Raw genomic sequence first — 24102 nt, 5'->3', positions numbered from 1 at the left:
CATACGATCTGAAACAGACCATGATTCAGATTCACGACAGCATGGCGGCCCGGTTAATGAGCCATAAATAAGTCGTCATGTAGTGGTCATTGATAGTCATTAGGGGGGGCATTTATTGCGGTATTGGCTGATAACAAATGCGGCCCTAATGACTATCAATGATTAACTAATTGACGACGCATGTCACTTGTCTGCTTGCATCTATAAAGCGATTGATTGAATCGGTAATGAGTTTTTTGAAATCTCCTCTACTCTGGGAAACGGGAGGCTGGCTTGCTTTTCTGATTGTCGCGGCTCTGTTGATAAGAGGTGATTTTCGTTCTCAACTGTCTCGCAACCAGCAATTTGGGTTGCTGATTGCCCTTCTGGGACTCTTATTTTTTAAGCGACTCCCTATTTTATTTATCAATTGGGAGCTGAATCCCGACGAAAGCCAGCTACTGTCGCAGGCTCTCACGTTGAAACACCATCCTGTTTACTGGAAATACATTGATGGGGCTACAATGGGGCCGCTCAGCTCATATTATGTAGCCTTACCCGGTTATGTGGGTGTGCCACTTAACTACATCGTTTTACGCTGGCTGGCGTTTGCGTGTATGGTGGTGAGTGTAACAAGTGGCTACTTAACCATCGAAAATTTCTTTAGTGCCCGTACTGCCCGGCTAGCCTTGTTTCCTCTGGTGGCTTTTCTGGCCTTTACGACCAACATGGATTTTCTGCATGCGACCAACGAACAATTGTCGCTGGCACTTATTGGTCTATCGATCTGGCAATATGCCCGTTTGTGGCGTCAACAGGCTTTTGACTCTACGACAGGTTTATTTTTGCTGGGCTTTCTGAGTAGCTTGGTTCCTTTTGCCAAATTGCAAGGTACCCCAACAGCCCTTGCAGTGGTTCTGGCGGCTTTTCTTACCCTGTTTAGCCAGTATTCCACCCTGCCGCGTTCAAAATTCTGGCAGGCCGTAGCTAGTTTGGTAGGCGGTGGACTTGTCTTTCCGCTGTTAGTTGTTGTGCTTACGCTCAGCTTTGGCGTATTTTCGGATTTCCTTCAGTTTTACATAGCGGGCAATTTTGCCTATGGAGCCGAAGCATCGTTCTGGGATTTCCTGCTCTTGTTTCCAGCGTTTATTGCCCATACCACCGACTTTCTGGTATTCCTGTTGCCTACGTTTGCCGTGATATTGGCATGGTTGGTAATCAGGCCCCGCAATGGCGACAATAAAGTGAGCTTGCTATTATTTGGTCTTGCTCTGGTAGCTGCCAGCGGCTATGCAATTATCAAACCGGGCAATGCCTTTACCCATTATCTGCTTTACCTGTGCTTCCCAGTCTGCCTGGTCAATGCGTGGTTTATCGATAAGCTACGAACGTCTTTACAAACCATTTTATGGGTTGCATTTGTGGTGCTCTCTATTGGGATAAGTGCGTTTTTACAGGCTGACAAACCAGCCAGCGACCCACTAACCATTTATAAAAAGACGCCTTTCGATTTTCGGTTTTTTCGGCGATCGCCAACGGCACAGGAGGTCCTTAAACTGGCAAAATCGGGTGAAGATCTGGTTGTTTGGGGATGGGCACCTATGTATAACGTGCAGACCCAGATGCCTCAGGGCGTTTGCGATAACCATGTGATTCGCTGTGTGATGGGATCGAATCAGCCTGTGCATCGAGCGCGATACATAAGGAACATGGAAGCGTCACGTGCTCCCGTATTCATTGATGCAGTGGGGCCGAACTCTATCTGGTTAAATGATCGGGCCAGATTTGGCTATGAAACGTTCCCCGAATTAAAACAGTACATCGACCAATATTATCGACTGGTTGCCGAAGTAGAACATAACCGTGTTTTTGTCCGGAAAGATCGGTACAAAATGGTAACAGATTAATTGTTTAATTGGAAGGTTTTATAGCCCTTCTTGCTTGTAATTAGTAAACTATATGTGGACGAAAAAAGGACTGATTTATAAACCCGATGGTTCTAAACCATTCAGCCGTACACACGCACAGGTTCCGTTTGGCTACCCGATGGATGGTAAAATTCGGGTGTACTTCTCCACGCGTGATGAAAACATAAACTCAGCCGTTTCGTTTGTTGAGTTAAACCCTGATAATCTTTCCGAGGTTACCTATGTGCATGACAAGGCATGTCTGACCAAAGGGGCTGTTGGTATGTTTGATGAAACGGGTACGATGCCTTCGTGGTTTTTGCCTGTTGGTGACGAAATCTGGTTGTACTATACCGGCTGGAACAAAAGCGAGACGGCCAGTTACCGGCTCGGAATTGGTCTGGCTATTAGCCGGGATGGAGGCCTGACGTTTGAACGAAAATTTACCGGGCCTTTGCTCGATCGGTACATTTTCGATCAGGTTTGGGTAGCACAACCCTGTGTGATACGCGAAGAGCAGGCCGATGGATCAATCCGTTGGCGTATGTGGTATCTGTCGTGTACCAAAATTGAGGTGATTAATGGACACCCGGAGCCGTTCTACGATGTAAAGTATGCCGAATCAGCTGATGGTATTCATTGGGAACGTGCAGGAAAGGTATGTGTGGGCTACGACGAATTTACCGATGCCATTGGCCGACCAACCGTTTATAAGGATGGGAATTTGTACAAAATGTATTTTTCGTACCGCAATTCGCTTAACTACCGTACCGATGTTCAGCAGAGTTACCGAATCGGTTATGCGGAGTCAGAAGACGGAATTGACTGGGTTCGGAAAGACGAGCTGGCCGGTATCGAGCGTTCATCAGAAGGCTGGGATTCGCTTATGATGGACTATTGCCATATTTTCCCCCATCAGAATCAGTGGGTTATGTTTTATAACGGCAATGGATTTGGGGCTTCCGGGTTTGGGTATGCCACACAATCAAAAACTGATTAAAAACAGGCCGTTGTTGATCAAAATCAGTAGGGGGTAATTTGGATTTTGTCTAGACAGCCGCCTATTTTGTACTAAATCAGTATCTGGACAAACTATGAAAGAATTAGCAAAATACCTGATAAAAGTTGATGCCGAATTCAAGGATGGTCAAATCGTACCCGAAATACCATTTGAGGAAGTGATGGCATTGGTCAACGAACCAAATATTGTGATCGTAAAATCAGGCATTCCTGAAGAAATGCTCCGTGGAACTATTGATGCTACCCGCAACTGGGCGGCAAAGACTCCACTGGCCGAAGCACCTGATTCCTTCGACAATAACCAGCATAAGCAGCGGCTGCATATCGCTAAAATACAGCAGGCGCCCCAACTATTCCACGACCATACGTTCGACGCTATTCTCGACCTGGAAGAACCAACTAAAACAGAATTGTTGAGCGTTTTCAACCCACTTCGTCAATTCTGGAATAACCTTACCGGGAATAATGAAGAATACGGCATCCGTAAAGGGCAGCCTTATTTCCATCCACAGGTCACCCATTATCCATTAGGGGGTAGTTTCTTTGGGCGTCACTGGCACCCGCTCAATCCGCAGAAAGTCGGTACCATTCTGGCTCTGAATCAGTATGGTAAAGATTATACATCGGGCGGTACCGGCTATGTGATCAACGACCATATTATCGAAACGGAAGGCTTTCAGGAGATAGGCGATATCATCCTGTTCCGGTACGATTTGCCGCACTGGGTAAGCCCATCCAGCTTTGCTGATCGGTTTAGCTGGGATGATCCGGCTGGTCGCTGGGTTGCTATTCTGCCCTTCTACGATCCGTGGGGAACCCCGGCTGAAAAAGATGAGCCTCAGGGCTGGAAAGAGCATATCCAGACCGCTAAAGCGATAACTGTTTAAACTAAACAGTAGTTAGGAGTTAGGAGCGGGGAGTGAGAAGGCTGACGCAACAAGAAAAAATATGCGTCGGCCTTCTCGCTCCCCGCTCCTAACTCCTAACTACTTATTCTATCATGCCGAAGGTTAGTGTTCTGATTATCACCTATAACCAGCATAAATTTATCCGCCAGGCTATCGATAGTGTACTGGCGCAGAAGACGAATTTTCCTATTGAGATACTGGTAGGAGACGATTTTTCCACTGATGGCACGCGTGAAATCATTCAGGAATATGAGCGTCAGCATCCTGGTCTGGTAATTGGAGTACTTCACCCGCACAATATGGGTAAAAATGGGGGAATCAATTTTTTAGAGACCCTCAAACGGGCCAAAGGTGAATATTATGCGCTGATCGACGGTGATGATTATCTGACAGACCCACTTAAACTTCAGAAACAGGCCGATTTGCTGGACGCCCATCCCGATTACTCGATGACGTTTCATAATGCGTTGATTACCTACGAAGATGGAAGCCCTTCGTACATACTCAACGGCCCGGATATGAAGCCTTATTATACCGTTGAGGATCTCATCGGAGAAGATGAAATCTGGTTTATGGCTACGTCGAGTACAATGTACCGGAACAACATTAAAGAATACCCGGCCTGGTTTCGAGAGTCGTCCAGTGGCGATATTCCGCGCTTGATTCTGAAAGCTAAACTTGGCAAAATTGGCTATATTCCTGATGTTATGTCGGTGTACCGGAAAAACCGGGCTGGAGCCAGTTTTCACGATAATGAACGGGATGAAGTATTTTTGCGCAACCGGATTCAGATGTATAGTAATATAAACCGCGAGCTGGACTACCGATACAATACCGTTCTTCGGCGAAACATCGCCCGATATTATCGGATGATGCTGGATGCGAAACAGTACGAAGGAAGTTATTTCCGGCGTGCGCGTATTGCTCTGAAATACTTATCGATGGCTAAACCTGAATGGCAGAAGGCTAAAAAGGTAATTATAGAGTATATTGTGCCGAAGCCTTTAGCGAAACTATATAGCACCATCCGTCTTTTGCCCTATAGGTAACTGTTTTTGGTGTTTATTCTGATTTCTAGGGTTTTAAGGTTGTCTATATTTGGGTTTTGTAAACCAGAGCGACCAGGCTTTCACATCTTTAAAATACAGTATTCGAATGAAATTGAGCGTTGTCATACCTGCTTACAATGAAGAAGAGTCGTTGCCGCCTACGCTACGAACTCTCTACCAAACCCTGGCGAAACACGGAATCCCACATGAAATCTGTGTGACTAACGATAACTCGAAAGATGGCACGCTACGGGTGCTGGAGCAGTTGGCAGCTACTGAAATTCCGACATTAGTCTATTATACCAATCCTGGTCCTAATGGGTTTGGCTATGCAGTGCGGTATGGATTGGAACGATTCACGGGCGATTGCGTGGCTGTTTTTATGGCCGACCTCTCCGATGATCCCGAAGATCTGGTTAAGTTTTATAACAAAATGCTGGAGACCAATGTGGATGCCGTATTCGGGTCGCGTTGGGAAAAAGGGGGCAAGGTGATCGACTATCCGGGCCTGAAGAAGTTTATCAATCGCATTGCCAACTTCATTGTTCGGGTCATGATGGGTATCAAATACAATGATACCACCAACGCCTTTAAGCTTTATAAACGGGAAACGATAGAAGGCGTAAAACCTTTTTTATCGCCCCATTTCAACCTAACCGTCGAATTGCCCTTAAAAGCGATTGTCCGTGGCTATACATATGCGGTTGTGCCAAATAGCTGGACAAATCGTAAGTATGGCGAGTCGAAACTGAAGATTAAGGAAATGGGTAGCCGCTATTTCTTTATTCTGCTTTACTGCCTGATTGAAAAATACTTCTCACGGGGCGACTTCCGCAAGAAAACCGTTAACGCTCCTCCGCAAACCGTCAGCCGATAAGTTGTTTTACCCGAAAATACCTTTCAAACCTGGAATCTGATAGACCGCAACTGTCTGGACAACCGCCCAGATGATACCGCTTATCAACATATAAAGTAGTAACTGCCCCCGTTTTACACCGAACGATACGGCTAGTATGGTTCCGCCGATGGGCGTTAAAATGAGTGGTGTCAGTAGGGCAATTCCCGCCATACCTGCCCGCTTCCAGATACGGATGGCTAAACGGGTGCGTCGGGTAAAGCGTTTGGGGGGAGTAGACCGATACCGTTGCCACAGCGCTTGAAGGGCTGCTCCTGCATATGTCACTACTACTACGCTCAACATCATGCCCAGTGTTGTAAAAATGGCTGTTTCGAGCCAGCTAAGCCCAAGAGCTACTCCAGTCAAGGGCCCGCCAATAAACTTAATAGTACTGGCAATTATTACAGAGATGTACTTCGCAATCGGCATGGTAGTGATGTATGGGCTAGACAGGACATCGCAAGGGAACAACGATACAAAAGTATCCGTTGTTCAATTAATATGCCGTTGATTCGTTCTTCCTATCCGGGCCCACCCACTTATCAGTATAACGGGCACCTCCAAACCATTATCCCAAGCCTGACGCGCGTAGTAACCGGGGTTACCTATGAGCGCGAACGGCTAACGCTCAGTGACGGCGACTTTGTCGATCTTGACTGGATCGATAAGGGTCAAAAGCAACTGCTTGTTCTGACGCATGGGCTGGAAGGTGACAGCAATCGGCAATATATACGCGGTACGGCCAAGCTCTTTTCCGAACATGGATACGATGTGCTGGCCTGGAATTGTCGTTCGTGCAGTGGCGAAATGAACCAGGCTTTTCGGCTTTACAATCATGGTGAAATTGGTGATCTGGGCGAAGTTATTCAGCGGGCGCTTCAACGAAAAGCCTACCATAAAATCGTGCTAGTGGGCTATAGCATGGGAGGGAATATCACGCTGAAATATCTTGGCGTGTATGGCAAGCAACTCCCTGAACCCGTGAAAGGTGGGATTGCAATTTCGGCTCCTACCGATTTGGGCGCTAGTGCTGTGCTGCTCGATCGGGCGGCAAACTGGTTCTACCGAAAGCGGTTCATGAAAAAACTGATCGTTAAAATCAGTGAGAAAGACGCCCGATATCCGGGAAGACTGGATATGAGCAAGTTACAGCAGGTGAAACAATGGCGCGACTTCGATGAGTTTTTTTCAGCACCAGTCAACAGCTATCGGGATGCAGATGATTTTTATACTCAGGCATCGGCTGTCAATTTTATGCCGGGTATCGCCGTACCTGCTTTACTGCTGAATGCCCAGAACGACCCACTGCTTTCGCCCGAATGTTCGCCAGCCTGGTTGGCTGAGACCCACAAGCAGATTTTTCTGGAAACGCCACAGAAAGGTGGACACGTTGGTTTTCAAGTGGTTCGAGATGAATATACCTATGCTGAGCGAACTGCCCTCTCTTTTGCGCAAAACATTTGCTAGGTAACTTTAACTGGAAGCAATACGGATCAATTCGTTGATCTGGGTAATGATCGACACATTTTTGGGCGTCTCTATATCTTGCCCTACAACCTGATAGCCAGTAAACAGGAGCTCAGCTTTAGAAAATGTGCTGGCTAAACGGTTGACAAAGTTCTGCACTTCATGGTTAGCCAGTGAGGAAGTCAGCACTGTAAACAAGTAGTCGGGCTTATACCGATCATAGGCAAAAGCCAATTCCCTGAATGGTAAACTCTGCCCGAAGTAAATAACTTTGTTCGATCTCGACCGGATAATATAGTGGGCGAACAACAAGCTTATCTCATGGTACTCGCCTTCAGGTAAAAACAGCATGTATCGTTTCCCATTGGTGGGCTGAGAGGACAGGCTATCAATGGCAACGATGAGTTTCTGCCGGATCAGACTTGTCATAAAATGCTCCTGAGCAGGCCCTATCGATCCGGTTACCCACAAGGTGCCAATGCGACTCAGAAAAGGATAAACAACATTCAGGTAGGTATTTTCGAAGCCAAACTGGCGTGTATTGGCTAGCATAACTTTTTCAAACTGTTCTTCATCCAGATCAATCATGGCCAGTGTAAGCGCCTGAATCTGATCGGGAAAGCTAAGCGGTTTTTCCGAAATCTTCAGGACTTCCTGGTACAGTTCGTTTGGGGAGAGCTTCGAGATCTCTGAAATCTTGTAGCCGTGGTCCTTTAATAAGGCAATGTTCAGCACAAGCTTGAGGTCCTGATCGTCGTAGGTGCGGATATTTGTATCCGTTCGTTGTGGAGCCAGGATAGCGTATCGCTGCTCCCAGATACGTAACGTATGCGCTTTAATACCTGAAAGTTGCTCTAAATCTTTGATCGAGTAGGTGCTCATACAATTGAAGGTCTCAGTTGGATAGCCTCAGAACGGGACTTTGGTAAACGTGTGTGCAAAATACAACACCAGGGAAATTATTTTTGTTTAATGTTTTACCTTAAAACATAAACAAAATCGAAAGTTTATTATTTGGTCACGCGCTGACTGAGCCGTGGTATATTCCAAGAAGATAGTCGTAAAAAGAAAAAGCCCTGACGCTGCAGGGCTTTTAACGAGGGTGAAAGACGGGGCTCGAACCCGCGACCTTCGGAACCACAATCCGACGCTCTAACCGACTGAGCTACATCCACCGTTTTGGAAGTGCAAAAATAATGATTAATGAATAATGTACAATGGGTAATGATGTAATTAGTGGCAATTATTCAGTACCCATTGTACATTATTCAATAATTAGGCCTGCTTGCCTTGCTGGAAACGCTTTTCGGCTGCATCCCAGTCAACAATATTAAAGTAAGCAGCAATATAATCGGGCCGACGGTTTTGATATTTGAGGTAATAAGCATGCTCCCATACATCAAGTCCAATTACTGGGAATCCTTTTACCTCGGCAATATCCATCAGCGGGTTATCCTGATTTGGCGTTGAAGTAACAGCCAGACCCCCTTCTGGGGTAACAATCAACCAGGCCCAACCCGAACCAAACCGGGTTGTAGCAGCTTTAGTAAATTCGTCTTTGAAAGCATCGAACGAACCAAACTTCTCATTGATTGCATCGGCTAATGCCCCTTTGGGCTGGCCACCACCATTACCGGAAATTGTATTCCAGAACATTGTGTGGTTGTAATGACCACCACCATTATTACGAACAGCAATTGGCGCTTTGCTAACAGAAGCCAGCAGGTCTTCGATGGATTTATTCTCCAGATCGGTACCAGCAATAGCGTTATTCAGATTCGTCACGTACGCATTGTGGTGCTTGCCGTGATGAATTTCCATGGTTTGCTTGTCGATATTGGGTTCGAGCGAATCACTTGGGTAGGGAAGCGGGTCTAATACAAATGCCATTGTATTGATAAGTTAGAATGAAAGATTACTCGGTTGGGTTAACAAGCCTGTGTTAAATTATGTTCTTAGACGATTAAAAAACTTTGCCAATAAGGCCTGACTTTCTTCGGCAAGTACGCCTGCTTCGACACGAGTTTTAGGATGTAAAACAGAAGGTTGAATACGGCTGTAACCTCGTTTGGGGTCACTGGCTCCAATAACCAGCCGACTAAGCTGCGCCCAGAACAAAGCGCCTGCACACATCACACAAGGTTCCAATGTAACATATAGTGTGCAGTCGGTCAGGTATTTGCTGCCTAAATAATGTTCGGCGGCTGTAATGGCCATCAACTCAGCGTGGGCCGTTACATCATTCAACTGCTCAGTCTGATTGCGCGATTTGGCAATAATTCGATTTCGACAGACCACTACTGCACCAACCGGAATTTCTCCCGATTCGGCTGCTTCTTCCGCCAGCCCCAGCGCAATTTCCATGAAATACTCGTCGGGCATGTTCGTCGATAGTGACTACTTGTGAGTTAAAGCCGTTAAAGTGTATTTACCAACGACTATGACTCACAAGTAGCTACCTGGTTTACTGTTTCAGAACTTTTCGGACAGTTTGTCGATCACCAACCTGTATACGGAGGAAGTACAAGCCATTTGGCTGAGAACTTAAGTTAAGCTCATTCACTTTTGCTCGCGTTGTTTGTTGTAAGATGGGTTGGCCATTGGCATCGATGAGCGATAAAATAGCCGGATTCTGCGTCAGCGGCAAGTCGAGTTCTATCGTCAATCTGGTTTCTGTTGGAACAGGGTATGTTTTAACCAGCGGATCGAGCGGGTTATCTTCTACGCCTAGTAGGGGGAGTATGGTTATCGTTGCGCTACCAGAAACAGGGCCACTTCCGCAGAAGTTAGTCACTTTAGTCAACTGATAGGTTGTGTTTCGGGTTGGCCGTACTTCAACGACTAATGGGTTTGTACTGGTGGTCAGTGAATAGTTTTTGAGACTATCGGCATACGTGGCTGTCCAGGGCGCATCCCCGCCGAATGTTAGTGTCAGGTTTGCAGGAGTACCTTCGTAAATGTTTTGCGTGCCTGTCAGCGTAGCACTGGCCAGCGATCGTACGGTCAGTTGAGTAGGGCTATTGCTACCCGTAATACCAATTTCCGGGTTGTCGGCATTGACACGAACAAAATATTGACCACCGGGTAAGTTGGCTGGCAGCGTACCGGTAATAGGCGAACCGGTTGATGTGTTCGGTATGGCGTACTTTTTACTTGTATCAGCGGTACTGACCACTTCCAGACGGAATGCATTGCCCGAGTTAAACTGCCCACTGGTTGTAAAAGGTACAGTAATCGGAGTACCCGAGCAAACCGTCGATGAGGTAAACGAACTGGCCGAAACCGTTGGGACCCGAACATTGATCTGGGCGGTAGATGGATTGCCAGGTAAACCAAGCCCGCAGGTATTCGATACGGTTATGATCTGATAAATTGTATTGCCACGCGGTAGTACCGAAATCGTGGTGTCGGTTGAGCGCGAAGTGCCTGCATAGCCGCCCGTGAGCGTATAACTAAATGGCCCAACACTCGTAAACTTGAGATTTAGAGGGGCTCTTTGACCTAAATTGACGGTGGTGGTTGGGGCCGTCAGGGCGAGTGTGGGTGGAGCGCTAACCAGCACGCGAACTGTGGTGCGCGCGCTATAGCAACCATACGATGCAATCTGATAAACGTAGAAGGCATCGCCTTTTGGGTCTGTGCTTGGCGTAAATGTAAAGGGGACAGCCACATCGAATACGCGTCCGTAGGGATCAATCCATTTCAACTTACTGCCAGCTTCGCCGGTTGCTTCGAGCGGAGCAGGTTGGTCATTTAGACAGTAGCTCACCAGGGCTTTTGCTGTAGGAGGTGGTGGGCTCACAATCAATACGTTGATTCTTGCTCTACTGCTTTCGCAGCCGTCAACAGTTTGGCTGACATCATAATTTTGCGTACCTCCCTTGTCGATAGATGGGGTTGGCGCACTCGAATATTGATTCCCGTCGGGGTTATACCATCGCAGGTTTTGCCCATTGGCGCGTGAGCTTAAATCTTGTACGTTTTGGGCGGGCTGGTCTTGCTGGGCCTGACAGTAGGTGATATCTGATACCGATGGAGAACCCGGAAGAGGTTTAATCGTAACCGTAATGGTGGCTTTGGGCCCTTCGCAATTCTCATTGGATGTTTGCGAGACTTTATAAATCTGTGTGCCTACTGAACCCGTATTAGGGGTTGGTGCATTGCCACCTAACGAATTGTCAGAAGCGTCGTACCATTTCAGGTTTGATCCCGCAGCGCTCAACGTCTGTGCCTGACTCTTGTTGCAGTAGCTAACTGAGTTTACAACCGGAGCGCCCGGTGTGCTTTTTACACGCACCGACAGGCTGGCACGAGGCCCCTCACAGCCATTTAGCGTCTGGCTGACGTAATACACTGTAACACCTGGGCTGGCATTAGACGGTGTTGGGGCATTCGCTGAAGCAGTGCCTCCATTGGACGACGTGCCGTACCAATTTGGCGTAGCTGTATTCACTAAAGAGGCTGTTAGTGTTGGGGCATTGGTACCCTGACAAAAGTCAATATTTGATGTTCCCGGTGCATCAGGTGTATCTTTTACCTGAACAGGAATACCGATCCGTTCACTTTCGCAACTGTTTACCGTCTGGGTTACATAATAGGTTTTTGTCCCGATGGCACTGGCGTCGGTGCTGGGTACAGTCGGGTTTGACGAAGAGGCACCTCCCGACGCGTTCAATCCATACCATTTCAAACTTGTTCCGGTAGCCGATAGCGCAGCCGCTGTATTCCCTTCGCAATAAGCAGCAGGTGGGAAGATCGTTGGGGCAGCAGGTACCGCGTTGACCGTGAACGTAATCGGCGCGCGGGGGCCTTCACAGCCATTGACCGACTGGCTAACGTAGTACTGTGTTGAACCCGTGGTAGTGGTTACCAGGGCGGGGGCATCATTCGTAGCTGTACCGCCCGATGCCGAAGTGCCATACCAGTTTAATGAGCCACCTTCCGATGCAGAGGCTGATAAGTTATAGCCTGTGCGATTCTGGCAGGCAAGAAGTGGACTGGATACATTGGGTGCGCCAGGTGTCGGTTTAATTGTTACAGATATCGATGCACGGTCGCTATCGCATCCTTCTTTTGTTGCCTGACTTACATAATACGTTTTGCTGGAAGCATTGTCAACTGTAGTTGGTGAAGTCGTAAAAGAACCATTTGCGGCATTTGTACCCCACCAACGCAATGTGTAGTCTGATTGAGAGGTTGTCGCTGTTAATGATCCAACAGGAGAACCGGAACAGACAGGAGCAGGGCCTTTTACGGAGGGCTTATCTGGTTTGGCAACAATTGTCACTGAAATAGGAGCAGTTACGCCGTCGCAGCCATTTACCTCCTGACTTACGTAGTAGGTTGCGCTTTGCGTATTACTTGGGTTAACTGTAGGTGAGGAACTGCCTTTCTTATCTGCTGTAGACCACCAGTGCAATGTGCCTCCCGCTGAAGCAAACGCGTTAAAGTTCGTTAACTGGCTTCCAGAACAGGTAGGTGGAGGAGTGGTAACTGAAGGGGCAGAAGGGTAGGAATTGGCAACATAGTCAACCTGTACCAGATCGCTGGTACAGGTATTTCCATTTAGTTGACTGACATAGTATGTTCCACTGGCCGTAGGTGAAGGAGCTGAAATGGCCTGTTTACTCTGATTATACCAGGCCAGGCTGAGGCCACCTGCAGTAAGAGTTGCTGTTAGAGCCTTAGGAGTACCTACGCAACCTGTTTGGGCAGAGGAAACGGGTTTATTCGCTGAATTAACGGTGAAGGCACTACTTTCCTTCGATTGAACGGGCGTGCCCGTACTTGCAAGAACCCGGATTTTATAATTGGTACTGGTTGTCGCAGAAGAGGGAATTATCACTTTAACCGTAAAAGTCCCTGTTCGGCCCGCAACTGTGACTAAGGGAGAAGAAGGGTTGGGGTACGTAACGCCTGCTGCATCTGATAATAAAAGCGAAAAGTTATTGCCATTAGCAAACGTGCCACTTGTTGCAAATGAAACGGTAAGGTCTAAACCAGCGCAAACACTAGGAGTCGATAACGTAACGCTTTGGATTGTCTGCGCAGAGACTCGGTTGACCAGGCCAGCAAGGCCTAGCAAGGCTAAGAGGTAGGAGTAAAAGATACGGCCCTTCATAAAAATTTGAGCAACTAAGCTTGTATGGGTTCTAAAGTTAACGCATTTATGCTCGATATTCAGCCTGAAGTAAGCTAGTATCGGATTCTACAAGTAGAGTGGATGGCTTTCTTTTTGGGGTAAATAACTTTAAATCAGTTGCTTGCTCTGGTTGGTTCAGCAGTAATTAGCGAGAAATCATATGTATTGGAAAGCCTTAGCAATAAAAATGCCACTTCTGACGAGAAGTGGCATTGCCGAACTTTATAAGTGCTAGGATATAATAGAGAATTACCGTTTAATCAAGAAGTAGCTATTGAGCCTGTGGTAATGCGGGAGAAAACCCGTGATTTTCAAACACAGAGCGCGGGTTTCCTCCCGCGTTACTACAGTAACTATTGAATGGCGTTGTAGATAACCTCGTGAATTCGCCGACGGAGTTTTGTGGTATTAATCGAATTGTTTCCGGCTGTTGGATAAATTCGGTTCGACAGAAAAACAAAGATTAATTCTTCGTCGGGATCAACCCAAACTACATTGCCCGTGAAACCCGTATGGCCAAATGATCGTGGCGATACCTGAGAGGCCATATACACACTGCTGGTGCTTTCGGCATTCGGCTTATCCCAACCCAGCGCCCGGTGGCTGCGGTTGCTCAATGTTTGAGTAAAATAGGGCACCGTCATTGGATTTAAGACGCGCTGTTCGCCATACACTCCTTTTTGAAGGTTCATCTGTAACAGCGTGGCAATATCGTGAGCATTCCCAAACAGACCCGCATGGCCCGAAACTCCGCCCTGTACGGCTGCCATCTGGTCGTGTACGGTGCCAACAAGCAGTTGATTCCGGTAATAGGTATCCTGCTCAGTAGGGGCACACTGAGGATGCGGCAAACGTTGGAGAGGGGTAAAGCCAAGCTGGTGCAGGCCTAGCGGTTTATAGACGTTTTCGGTCACAAACTTGTCCAGTGGCTGCTTACTGACCCGCTCAACAATCTTTTGCAGCATCAGGAAATTCAAATCACTATACACGTAGGCGGGCCGACCTGCCTCGTCAGTCTTTTTCGACATGGGAGACTGTACCACCCATTTCCAGACGGAGTCTTTTAAGGCAGGTACCCCCCAAAGAGTTGGTGCGATTTGTAGCGTATGCAGACTATCCTGAGTAGCTGAGTAATATTCCGCCTTCAAACCACCGCGTGGGTTACGGGTACGATCCCAGGTTGTTGGGTAGAAAGAAACCATCCCCGACTGATGCCAGAGCAGGTCCTGAAGGGTGATGTTTTGCTTATTGGTGTTACGAAGCTCCGGCAAATACAAGGAAGCTTTCTGGTTCAGGTCAATCTGCTTCCGATCGTAAAGAACCATTACCGACTGCAACGTGGCCAGCACTTTGGTAAGCGATGCCAGATCGTACAGGGTTTCGTCGGTTACTTTTTCGGCTCCGGCTGCATAGGTCAACGCGCCGAAATTTTTGCTATAAACAACCTTCCCTCGGCGGGCAACCAGAATTTCGCAACCGGGCACCACATGATTTTTAACGGCGCTTTGGGCTATGGCATCGATCTGGTTCAGAATCGCTGTTTTCATACCGACACTTTCGGGGGCTCCGGCCGACAGTCTGCCTTCGGGGTTGGTACTCATACCCACACCGACTTTCATATCGTCGTGCGATGTCGAAACGGGCAGCGTACCACGGGCGCCCAACCCACCAAACAGAACTTGCGGCACCACTTGCTCCATGGCGTCCATCTCCTGATACGCGCAAACCAGCGCATCGGCTACGGCAAACTGCGGTAGGCTATAGGGTGATCCAAAAGCCGTTACAATCACTTTCAGCCCACGCTGTTTCAGGCGGGCGATCAGGTCAACGGAAGGCTTGGTAATACCGTACTTACGGGCCGACGATTCACTCATCCGGTGAAAACTAACGACAACCGTATTCACATCCCCTACCTGAGCCAATATATTGTTGATATCGGTTTCCGAAACGGGTTTGTCGGGGTAGGTGAGGGTTTGGAACGGTGCGTACTGGTTTAATGTCTTTTGGAAGATATTGCCCGACTCGGCTCCAATAGCGATGGAGGCAAGCCGTAGCGTATCCAGGCGGCTTAAGGGAAGCAGGTTGTTCCGGTCATCGGCTATGGTTACAGCCTGTTCGCAAAGTTCCTGTTTGAGAAGTTTCGATTCGGTCGAATTCAGGTCAGTAGCTAAGCCCGACAGGTTGATAGGCTTGTACTTGTTGAGGCCAACCCAGTATTTAGCCCGAAGAATTTTGCGAACTTTCTCGTCGATAAATTCCTGCGTAATAACACCTTGCTGAATCGCATTCAGGATATTCTGCGTGGCTTCACGGACGTTTTCAGGATACAGCAGAATATCATTTCCGGCCATCAGTGCCCGCAGGTTCACATCCATGGCTTTCGGGGAGCGGCTGATACCGCCCATGTTCAAAGCATCGGTGAATACTAACCCTCGAAAACCCAGTTCTTTCTTGAGCAGATCGGTCACAATTTTTTCCGATAGGGTTGCCGCCAGTGCAGGTGTGTTATCGATACTTGGCACGTGCAAATGGCCCGTTACAACCCCCATCAGACTATCGGCAATGAGTTTGCGGAAAGGATACAGATCGATGTCGCGCATTACTTCCGTTGATCGGCTGACCGTAGGGAGGCTATGATGCGAATCGACATTTGTGTCGCCATGACCAGGAAAATGCTTGGCCGTAGCAATGATATGGGTTTGCTGTAAGCCACGCATATAGGCCGATGCCTTTAGCGCCACGTTTTCTTTCGACTCTCCAAACGAACGAACGCCAATAACTGGATTCGCTGGGTTGCTGTTGATGTCGGAGACAGGGGCAAAATTTATGTGGATGCCCAGCCGCTGGCACTGACGCCCAATTTCGGCACCCATTCGATAAATCAAATCGTTGTTTCGAATTGCCCCCAGCGCCATTTGCTTAGGAAAGTCCATCGTACTATCCAGGCGCATACCCAGGCCCCATTCGCCGTCTATACCAATCAGCAGAGGAACTTTCGACAAGGCCTGATACCGATTGGTCAGCACTGCCTGTCGATAGGGGCCGCCCTGAAAGAAAATAAGACCACCAACGTGATTATTCTGGATGAGGTGTTCAATGTATTGATAATGATTTTCATGGCGATTAGAAAATGTGGCGACCATGAAGAACTGCCCAATTTTCTGTTCGGGCGTTAATGCCTGAAATACACTATCTACCCAACGTTGACCGCTATCGGCCAGCGTAAACACATCAACGGGCTTGGCGGCAGGGCGGAACGTAAAGACGGAAGGCAAGACTGGGGCCGATGGCGTACGAACTGGCGTTACAGTTTTTCGGATAGCCACTTTTTTGGCTCTATGCGAATGCGAAGCTCTGTGGTGAGCTGCCCGACGCCACAAATTACGACCTGGTTTGGTTAAGCCAAACGCTGAAAACAAACTCACGAACAGGAGTCCGACGAGTAACAGGGGTCGTAGAACGGTGTTCTGCATAGGTAAACGACTGTAAACTAATTAGGTCAGTTATCGGCAAGGTAAGGCTAAACCATAAAAATAGGGAAAGCCCGGCGAAAACTATAGCGAATCTCCGAATTATCTAAGTTTTTAACGAAAAAATGTAGGTTATTTGTTTTTTGTACTGGATTAATACAAAATTAAAATTAGGGTAGACTGGTTACTGGCTTAGTAAAAGGCTTACTGACAGGATTTTATCGATTGACTAGTAGAAGGTATATACGTGCAGATTTAGAACAACAGTTGTGCCAGATGCATCAAATTAGTCTGCGGTTTTCAAACTTGTTTTCGGGCAGAGTGACAGTAGAGCGGCCAGGCAGTAGGCTCAATTTAATAGCAAGGGCGAAAAGGATGTTGCCCGGAATCGAAGAGATAGGCCGCAAAGGACTGTAGGAAGGGTAATAGAATTGAACGAAAAAACAAAACCCAGAGCGAGCTGGGTGTACGGTAAATAAAGCATGTGGACAATTCCTAGCGGGATTGTAATGGATTTACCCGCGACAAGGCGACCAGTACCTGTTCAGTCAGGGAGTTTTGAGTTGCCTGAACAGCGCGTTGCCAGGTCGTCACGGGCGGGCAAAGTTTCGTTTTAGCTACTGATGTAGAAGCCTTTGCTCGTAACTGTTTCCGTGCAGCAAACATATTGTGTGGATGCCCCATACTAAACGCTTGCCCACTGATACCCACGAATAAGATTGCGATGATGAATAACGACTTCATGGCCTCTGTTTTTATTTACAATACAAAGATATGGGTTTGGTTTGGTATCTTGCAATACATAGTACTAAATTTTTTGAAATATTTTTTTTCTTGAGCATGGAGCGCAGTGTAAATCAACAGCGTTTATCCACCCCGCGCTCCATGCACCATGCTATTCGTCAATGACAATCCGCTTCACAGCGCCATCTTCGTTCTGCGTTACTGTAATGAAATAAGTACCCTGTGCTTTTTTGCCCAGATCGATCTGGCCAACAAACTCACCAGAGAAATCTTTAATGTCCCGTCGAGCGACTTCTTTTCCTTTCGGATTCGTGACAACAATGCTTACATCGCCTTTCGTTGGTGCCGAAAAACGCACATTTAACTGATCGCGGTCGGGGTTATTGGGGAAGGCATCCAGACTCCGAATGGTTGACGGTTTGCCAGTAAGGCCACGCGCCCAGCCTTCGAACGGACGAGCAATCTGATTTTCGAAATCGCGGGGAAATTCAAACTTAAACCGGCGCATCTGATCGGCCATTGAATCGGCATTGCGTCGTAGCTGAAATTCCCAATCTTTGCTACCCCAGAAATCCTGGTTGTTTCGGGGAGTTTGCCCACGAAATACATAGGCATCGCCAGGAATACGCTTGAGGCCCTGGCGTTTTCGCAGCGCAATTTTGCTTTCGCCGGTATCATCCACAATAATGGTTAACTGACGCTTGCCACCATCTTTCCGCGATGCTCTGACCGAATCGACCAGTTTCGTTACGAGTTGGTCGCGTTGATCTTCGCTCATACCGTCGGTGCGATACGTGCGTTCAATTTCTCGAACATCGTCGCCATCCCGTTCAATTATTCGAATACTTACTTCATTGTTGTCGGATTTTGGCGAAGGCGACACCTTCTTTTGAGCAACAGCCGCACCGCTAAAAGCTACCGCCAGTAGTAGCGCAGGGGCGAACCGGGAGAGGGTTAAAACTGTTTTTTTCATAGGGCCTGAAAATTGCAACGAAGGAATGATAAGTTGTAAAACCAATTGATACAGGGCCTGTTAAAGTTTGTTAACGAGCCAATGAGTAGCCATCTGGTTCGTACTTTTACTATTGACACGACCTGTTCCTAATAGATATAAAAGCAGGATTAAGGTTGCATGAGCGAGTAAAAAAATGTCGAAACAACGCATAAGCTGGATTGTTGCGCTGATGGCCATCGGGCTGTTGGGTCTGGTAGGGCTTCAGCTCTACTGGATAGGAAGTGCGCTGCAATTGCAGAAAGAGCAGTTTGCCTATAAAGTTACTGATGCGCTTCAGGAAGTGGTCCGAACGCTGGAACGGCAGGAAATTGCGTATCTGACCAGGCAACATATTCAGGCTCGTGAACAACAAAGTCGCCTGAAGGCCATTGCTAAAAAAGAAAGTAAGCCAACCGATGAAGAAATAGCCACCCATCAAACGTCGGTTGGTAAGTCGGAGCCAGTAGTTCAGGCCAAATCGTTGAAACGTGCACCGGGGAATCGGCTGAACACTGAGCCATCACTATCGACGGGTATGGCACCTTCGGGTTCTGTTGTTGTTCAGTCAGATATTTTACATCCGATTGTTCGACCGCTTTCGCCAGAGCAAATGGCGGTGGTCGAAGAGTTTGTCCGGCAGCAGGACGAACTCATGGCGGTTGGGGATTGGCAAACGCAGATGATTCAGCAACAGAAATTTGACCACTGGGTTGAAAATGTGTTGAGTAGTGAACTGCTGGCCATTCAGGACTCATTGAATCGGGCGGCAAAAAAACACCCACGTCGGGTGCATGCCAAAACAAAACCGGATCAACCGATTGCTTCGGCTAATACCAGCCTGGCAACGCGTCCGGCTAGCCTGAGCCTGAACAAAGCTGAAGAGCAGTCGCATCGAATAAAGGATATGCTCAAAGGGCTACTTATGTCGGATCGCCCAATCGAAGACCGGATCAACCGGCTGGCACTCGATACCCTGATTCGGCAGGCACTGGACGAACGGGGCATCAGTATTCCATTTGCCTATGCCGTTCGAACCCGGCAGCAGCCCAAATTTTTGTTTACATCGCTAGGGATGGGCTCTCAGCAGTTTGACACTGAAGGATACAAAGCGGCTCTCTTTCCGAATAATCTGCTCGAAACCGGCAATTATGTTTACGTCTATTTCCCGACTCAGCAGCAGTTCATTTTGAGTCGGTTGGGCTTCACGTTTGGTGCTTCGGTTGTCCTGATTCTGGTTATTCTGGCCTGTTTTTATATCGCGATCAATACGATTGTCCGGCAAAAGAAACTGGCCGATATCAAGAACGACTTTATCAACAACATGACCCACGAGTTCAAAACTCCTATTTCGACCATTTCGCTGGCCGTTGAGATGGCGCAGGAGCAGATACGACTCGAAGGTCATTCGCAGCCAGCGCTGGCGGTTCATGGAATAAATGAATCAGAAGAAGCACAGGAGCGAACAGAACAGCTTGATGCCCGTCTGACACGTTACATGAGTATTATCCGCGACGAAACCCGACGATTAGGCTCGCATGTCGAAAAAGTACTCCAGATGGCCCTGCTTGACCGGGGCGAAATTAAGCTGAACCTGTCGACAGTTAATGTGCATGACGTGATCGAAAAGGTGCTTAATAATTTGAGTCTGCAAATCGAACAGCGTGGGGGCGAGGTTGATCTCAACTTCGATGCAGACCGGGAGGAAGTTGAAGCCGATGAGCTGCACCTGACCAACATCGTCTACAACCTGCTGGACAATGCCCTGAAATATTCGCCCAACACGCCACATATTACGTTAGCGACGCGTAGTCTTCCTGAAGGGGTCAGTATCACGGTTACGGACCAGGGCTTAGGCATGACCAAAGACCAGATCAGCCGCATTTTTGAAAAGTTCTATCGCGTTCCAACCGGCAATCGGCACGACGTCAAAGGCTTTGGGCTCGGCCTGAGCTACGTCAAAAAGATTGTCGATCAGCACCACGGCCAGATCACGGTCGAAAGCCAGCCCGGCAAAGGCAGTTCATTCGAAGTTATTATACCTTATACAATGAGTGAAAGAGTGAAAGAGTGAAAGGGTGTGCCCTCCGGCAAAAAATACGCTCTTTCGCTCTTTCGCTCTTTCGCTCTTTACATCTATGCCAAATATCCTCCTTGTTGAAGATGACCCCAATCTGGGGCAGTTAGTACAGGAATACCTGACCATGAAAGGCTATGCCACCGATCGGACTACCGACGGAAATCAGGGCTTACAGCGCTTTATGGCTGGTCATTACGACCTGTGCATTTTCGATGTGATGATGCCTAAAAAAGATGGGTTCACCCTGGCGAAGGAAGTTAGAATGGCCAATCGCGACGTACCCATTATTTTTCTGACGGCCAAATCCATGCAAGAGGATACGATCCAGGGGTTTAAGGTGGGGGCTGATGACTACATCACCAAGCCGTTTAGTATGGAGGAACTGCTGTTGCGGATTCAGGCCATTCTTCGTCGATACCAGCGGTCAACCGATTTAGGTGAGCCAACAGTGTATAAAATCGGCTCTTTTTCATTTGATTACCCGCATCAGTTGCTTTCCAGGGCTGAAAATGGCACATCGACCAACGACGTCGAATCACAGCCGCAGAAACTGACCAGTAAAGAGTCGGAATTATTAAAATTGCTGGCACAGAACCTCAATCAGCCAGTGAGTCGTAGCTTTGCCCTGAAAATGGTTTGGGGTGATGATTCGTACTTCAATGCCCGAAGCATGGACGTGTACGTGACCAAACTACGGAAGTACCTCAAAGAAGATCCTTCCGTACAACTGGTAAACGTGCATGGAGAAGGATTTAAATTGATCGTTTAGAAGTTATAGAGTTGCATGGTTGGAACGTTATGAAGTTTCGGATCTCGTCGAGACGGATACTTTTACTAACTCTACAACTTTATAACAAGTATAACTTTACAACTTTGGCAAATTTAATTCGTCGTCCTCGCCGGAATCGCCAGTCTGCTGTGATTCGTGATATGGTGCAGGAAACCCGCTTGTCGGTTACCGATTTTATCCTCCCACTGTTTGTGATGGAGGGCCAGAATGTTCGCTCCGAAGTGGCATCAATGCCGGGAATTTATCGGCTTTCGCTCGATTTACTGCTTGAAGAAATTCAGGAGTGCGTCGATCTGGGTATTAAAACATTCGATTTATTCCCCAATTTGCCCGAATCGAAAAAAGATAAATACGCCACCGAAAGCTATAACCCGGATGGACTGTATTTGCAGGCGGTTCGCGCTGTTAAGGAGCGGTTCCCGGATGTGATGGTCATGACCGATGTGGCGATGGACCCCTACAGTTCCGACGGGCACGATGGGGTTGTTGAAGACGGTAAAATCCTGAACGACCCTACCCTTGACGTGTTGGGAAAGATGGCACTGGCACAGGCACAGGCAGGAGCGAACATCCTTGGGCCATCCGATATGATGGATGGGCGCGTAGGTTACATCCGGCAGGTGCTCGACCAGGCAGGTTATCATGATGTCGCCATTATGTCGTATGCTGCCAAATATGCCAGCGCGTTTTACGGACCTTTCCGCGATGCGCTCGATTCGGCTCCCAAATTTGGGGATAAGAAAACCTACCAGATGAACCCCGCCAATAGCCGGGAAGCCCTCATCGAAGCGCAACTCGACTACGACGAAGGAGCAGATTTCCTGATGGTGAAGCCCGCCCTGGCGTATCTGGATGTAATTAAATTACTGAACGATAATTTTCATCTGCCTATTGCAGCCTACAATGTCAGTGGTGAATACGCCATGATTAAGTCGGCAGCTAAGAACGGCTGGCTCGATGGAGAACGGGCCATGATGGAGGTATTGCTGTCCATCAAACGGGCGGGTGCCAACGTCATTTTAACCTATTTCGCTAAAGAAGCCGCCCGACTTTTATGAGTAAACTACTGATTCGCAATGCCCGATTAGTCAACGAAGGGCAGATTATAGAAACAGATGTATTGGTCGAGAATGGCTTTATCGCACAAATTAAATCTGGTCTGTCTGATGCAACAGCCGACCGGGTGATCGATGCGGCAGGTCGATATCTACTGCCGGGTGTTATTGACGATCAGGTGCATTTCCGGGAACCCGGCCTCACCCATAAAGCAACCATTGGTTCCGAAGCAAGGGCAGCTGTAGTGGGTGGTGTGACCAGTTTTATGGAAATGCCCAACACCGTCCCCAATGCGCTGACACAGGAGTTGCTGGCCGATAAATATGCGATAGCCGCTCAAACATCGCTGGCCAATTATTCCTTTTTCATGGGCGCATCGAATACTAATCTTGATGAGGTATTGCGTACCGATCCGCAAACGGTCTGCGGCATAAAAGTATTCATGGGATCATCGACGGGTAATATGCTGGTCGATAATGAGCAGATTCTGGAAGCACTCTTCCGGCAAAGCCCAATGCTGATTGCCACCCATTGCGAAGATGAAGCTACCGTCCGCGCCAACACGGAACGATACCGGGCTGAGTATGGCGACCGCGCTACTGCCGAATTGCATCCACTGATCCGAAATGAGGAAGCCTGTCTGAAGTCGTCATCAATGGCGGTTGATCTGGCGCGTCGGCACAATGCCCGTCTGCACATTCTACACATCTCGACGGCGGATGAACTGGTGCTATTTGACAATACAATACCCCTGACCGAAAAGCGGATTACGTCTGAAGTATGCGTGCATCACCTGTGGTTCGATAGCCGCGATTACGCCCGACTGGGTAACCTCATCAAGTGCAACCCGGCCATTAAAGCACCGCATCATAAGGAAGCATTACTGGCGGCCCTGCTCGATGATCGGCTGGATATTATTGCCACCGACCATGCGCCACATACCTGGGACGAAAAGCAGCAATCGTACTGGCAAGCACCATCGGGTTTACCACTGGTGCAACACCCTCTCCTGCTCATGCTCGATTTTGTGCAGCAGGGTAAACTATCCATTGAAACCGTAGTGCGTAAAATGAGTCATGCCCCGGCCGATTGTTTCCAGATTGACCGACGGGGCTACGTCCGGGAAGGGTACTGGGCCGATCTGGTTCTGGTCGATATGAGCCAGCCAACAACCGTTTCAAAGTCAGGACTTTATTATCAATGTGGCTGGTCTCCCTTGGAGGGGCACACCTTTGGCGCTTCGGTAACGGATACGATCGTTTCGGGCGAGCTGGTTTATCAGAATGGTGCTCTCTGCTCCGATAAGCCCGGCCAGCGACTGGCGTTTGCCCGTTAGCGTTGAAAAAATCCTGAAAAATTCTTGTGTTGTGTTATGCGTAAACCCTATCTTTGCAATCCCAACACGGGGAACGCGCTGCCGAAGTGGTGAAATTGGTAGACACGCACGTTTCAGGGGCGTGTGTCTTTACGGACATGCGAGTTCGAGTCTCGCCTTCGGCACACCATAAAGCCGCAATCAATTGTAAATCAGTTGATTGCGGCTTTTGCTTTTTGCCTTGGGGTGGCGGAATAGAATTATGCTATAGGCAACACTATTTGCG

General features: G+C 48.1%; 18 protein-coding genes and 2 tRNA genes. 11 read left to right on the top strand and 9 right to left on the bottom strand.

All coding sequences use genetic code 11. The features are described from left to right. The first annotated feature begins 236 nt into the window (after positions 1-236). The 5 genes from BGO59_RS04430 to BGO59_RS04410 all read left to right on the top strand — a co-directional run bounded on the left by BGO59_RS04430 (position 237) and on the right by BGO59_RS04410 (position 5740). Positions 237-1886 carry a hypothetical protein gene (locus tag BGO59_RS04430; RefSeq protein WP_293681137.1) on the top strand — a complete coding sequence of 550 codons (1650 nt, stop codon included), beginning with the start codon at positions 237-239 and terminating at the stop codon, positions 1884-1886. 52 nt (positions 1887-1938) lie between these two features. Next, positions 1939-2886: a hypothetical protein gene (locus BGO59_RS04425; protein ID WP_293681134.1), complete on the top strand. Its 948-nt coding sequence runs from the start codon at positions 1939-1941 to the stop codon at positions 2884-2886. Between the two features lie 94 nt (positions 2887-2980). Beyond that, a complete protein-coding gene (locus tag BGO59_RS04420; protein ID WP_293681131.1) occupies positions 2981-3793 on the top strand; it encodes a hypothetical protein in 813 nt (270 codons plus the stop codon). 113 nt (positions 3794-3906) lie between these two features. Beyond that, on the top strand, positions 3907-4863 hold the full coding sequence (locus BGO59_RS04415) for a glycosyltransferase family 2 protein (RefSeq protein ID WP_293681128.1): 957 nt from the start codon (positions 3907-3909) through the stop codon (positions 4861-4863). 106 nt (positions 4864-4969) lie between these two features. Beyond that, complete coding sequence (locus BGO59_RS04410; RefSeq protein WP_293681125.1) at positions 4970-5740, top strand: glycosyltransferase family 2 protein; 771 nt, start codon at positions 4970-4972, stop codon at positions 5738-5740. A gap of 6 nt (positions 5741-5746) precedes the next feature. On the opposite strand, the gene BGO59_RS04405 is transcribed toward BGO59_RS04410, so the two are convergent. Further along, positions 5747-6190 (bottom strand): hypothetical protein, encoded by a 444-nt coding sequence (locus tag BGO59_RS04405; RefSeq protein WP_293681122.1) that lies wholly within the window; start codon positions 6188-6190, stop codon positions 5747-5749. A 72-nt stretch (positions 6191-6262) separates the two neighbouring features. Between BGO59_RS04405 and BGO59_RS04400 the strand changes: the two genes are divergently transcribed. Next, the gene (locus tag BGO59_RS04400) at positions 6263-7228 is read left to right on the top strand and encodes an alpha/beta fold hydrolase (RefSeq protein ID WP_293681119.1); all 966 of its coding nucleotides are present in this window, start codon (positions 6263-6265) and stop codon (positions 7226-7228) included. 6 nt (positions 7229-7234) lie between these two features. Here BGO59_RS04400 and BGO59_RS04395 read toward each other — a convergent pair whose 3' ends face one another. The 8 genes from BGO59_RS04395 to BGO59_RS04360 all read right to left on the bottom strand — a co-directional run bounded on the left by BGO59_RS04395 (position 7235) and on the right by BGO59_RS04360 (position 18557). Next, complete coding sequence (locus BGO59_RS04395; RefSeq protein ID WP_293681116.1) at positions 7235-8110, bottom strand: MerR family transcriptional regulator; 876 nt, start codon at positions 8108-8110, stop codon at positions 7235-7237. Positions 8111-8328: 218 nt separating this feature from the next. Further along, positions 8329-8404 (bottom strand) — tRNA-His (locus BGO59_RS04390). Between the two features lie 99 nt (positions 8405-8503). Then, positions 8504-9118 carry a superoxide dismutase gene (locus tag BGO59_RS04385; protein WP_293681113.1) on the bottom strand — a complete coding sequence of 205 codons (615 nt, stop codon included), beginning with the start codon at positions 9116-9118 and terminating at the stop codon, positions 8504-8506. A 57-nt stretch (positions 9119-9175) separates the two neighbouring features. Beyond that, positions 9176-9610 carry a nucleoside deaminase gene (locus BGO59_RS04380; RefSeq protein ID WP_293681110.1) on the bottom strand — a complete coding sequence of 145 codons (435 nt, stop codon included), beginning with the start codon at positions 9608-9610 and terminating at the stop codon, positions 9176-9178. Positions 9611-9692: 82 nt separating this feature from the next. Beyond that, a complete protein-coding gene (locus BGO59_RS04375) occupies positions 9693-13349 on the bottom strand; it encodes a T9SS type A sorting domain-containing protein (RefSeq protein ID WP_293681107.1) in 3657 nt (1218 codons plus the stop codon). A 374-nt stretch (positions 13350-13723) separates the two neighbouring features. Further along, positions 13724-16843 (bottom strand): glycoside hydrolase family 3 N-terminal domain-containing protein, encoded by a 3120-nt coding sequence (locus BGO59_RS04370; RefSeq protein ID WP_293681104.1) that lies wholly within the window; start codon positions 16841-16843, stop codon positions 13724-13726. A gap of 492 nt (positions 16844-17335) precedes the next feature. Then, complete coding sequence (locus BGO59_RS04365; protein ID WP_293681101.1) at positions 17336-17584, bottom strand: hypothetical protein; 249 nt, start codon at positions 17582-17584, stop codon at positions 17336-17338. Between the two features lie 151 nt (positions 17585-17735). Next, a complete protein-coding gene (locus BGO59_RS04360) occupies positions 17736-18557 on the bottom strand; it encodes a T9SS type A sorting domain-containing protein (RefSeq protein ID WP_293681098.1) in 822 nt (273 codons plus the stop codon). A gap of 175 nt (positions 18558-18732) precedes the next feature. On the opposite strand from BGO59_RS04360, the gene BGO59_RS04355 reads away from it, so the two are divergent. The 5 genes from BGO59_RS04355 (at position 18733) to BGO59_RS04335 (ending at position 24001) form a co-directional block, all read left to right on the top strand. Continuing rightward, positions 18733-20649: a HAMP domain-containing sensor histidine kinase gene (locus BGO59_RS04355; protein ID WP_293681095.1), complete on the top strand. Its 1917-nt coding sequence runs from the start codon at positions 18733-18735 to the stop codon at positions 20647-20649. Between the two features lie 64 nt (positions 20650-20713). After that, entirely contained in the window at positions 20714-21424 is a 711-nt protein-coding gene (locus BGO59_RS04350) for a response regulator transcription factor (protein WP_293681092.1), read from the top strand. A 104-nt stretch (positions 21425-21528) separates the two neighbouring features. Then, complete coding sequence (hemB, locus tag BGO59_RS04345) at positions 21529-22503, top strand: porphobilinogen synthase (RefSeq protein ID WP_293681089.1); 975 nt, start codon at positions 21529-21531, stop codon at positions 22501-22503. Continuing rightward, entirely contained in the window at positions 22500-23837 is a 1338-nt protein-coding gene (locus BGO59_RS04340) for a dihydroorotase (protein WP_293681086.1), read from the top strand. The genes hemB and BGO59_RS04340 overlap by 4 nt, the downstream gene beginning before the upstream one ends. A gap of 80 nt (positions 23838-23917) precedes the next feature. Then, positions 23918-24001, top strand: a tRNA-Leu gene (locus BGO59_RS04335). Positions 24002-24102 lie beyond the last annotated feature (101 nt).

Origin of the sequence: Spirosoma sp. 48-14, assembly GCF_001898575.1 — a bacterium.
In the GTDB taxonomy this organism is placed as follows: Bacteria; Bacteroidota; Bacteroidia; order Cytophagales; family Spirosomataceae; genus Spirosoma.
The sequence above is the reverse complement of the archived record's forward strand: the minus strand, read 5'-3'. Positions and strand labels throughout refer to the sequence as shown.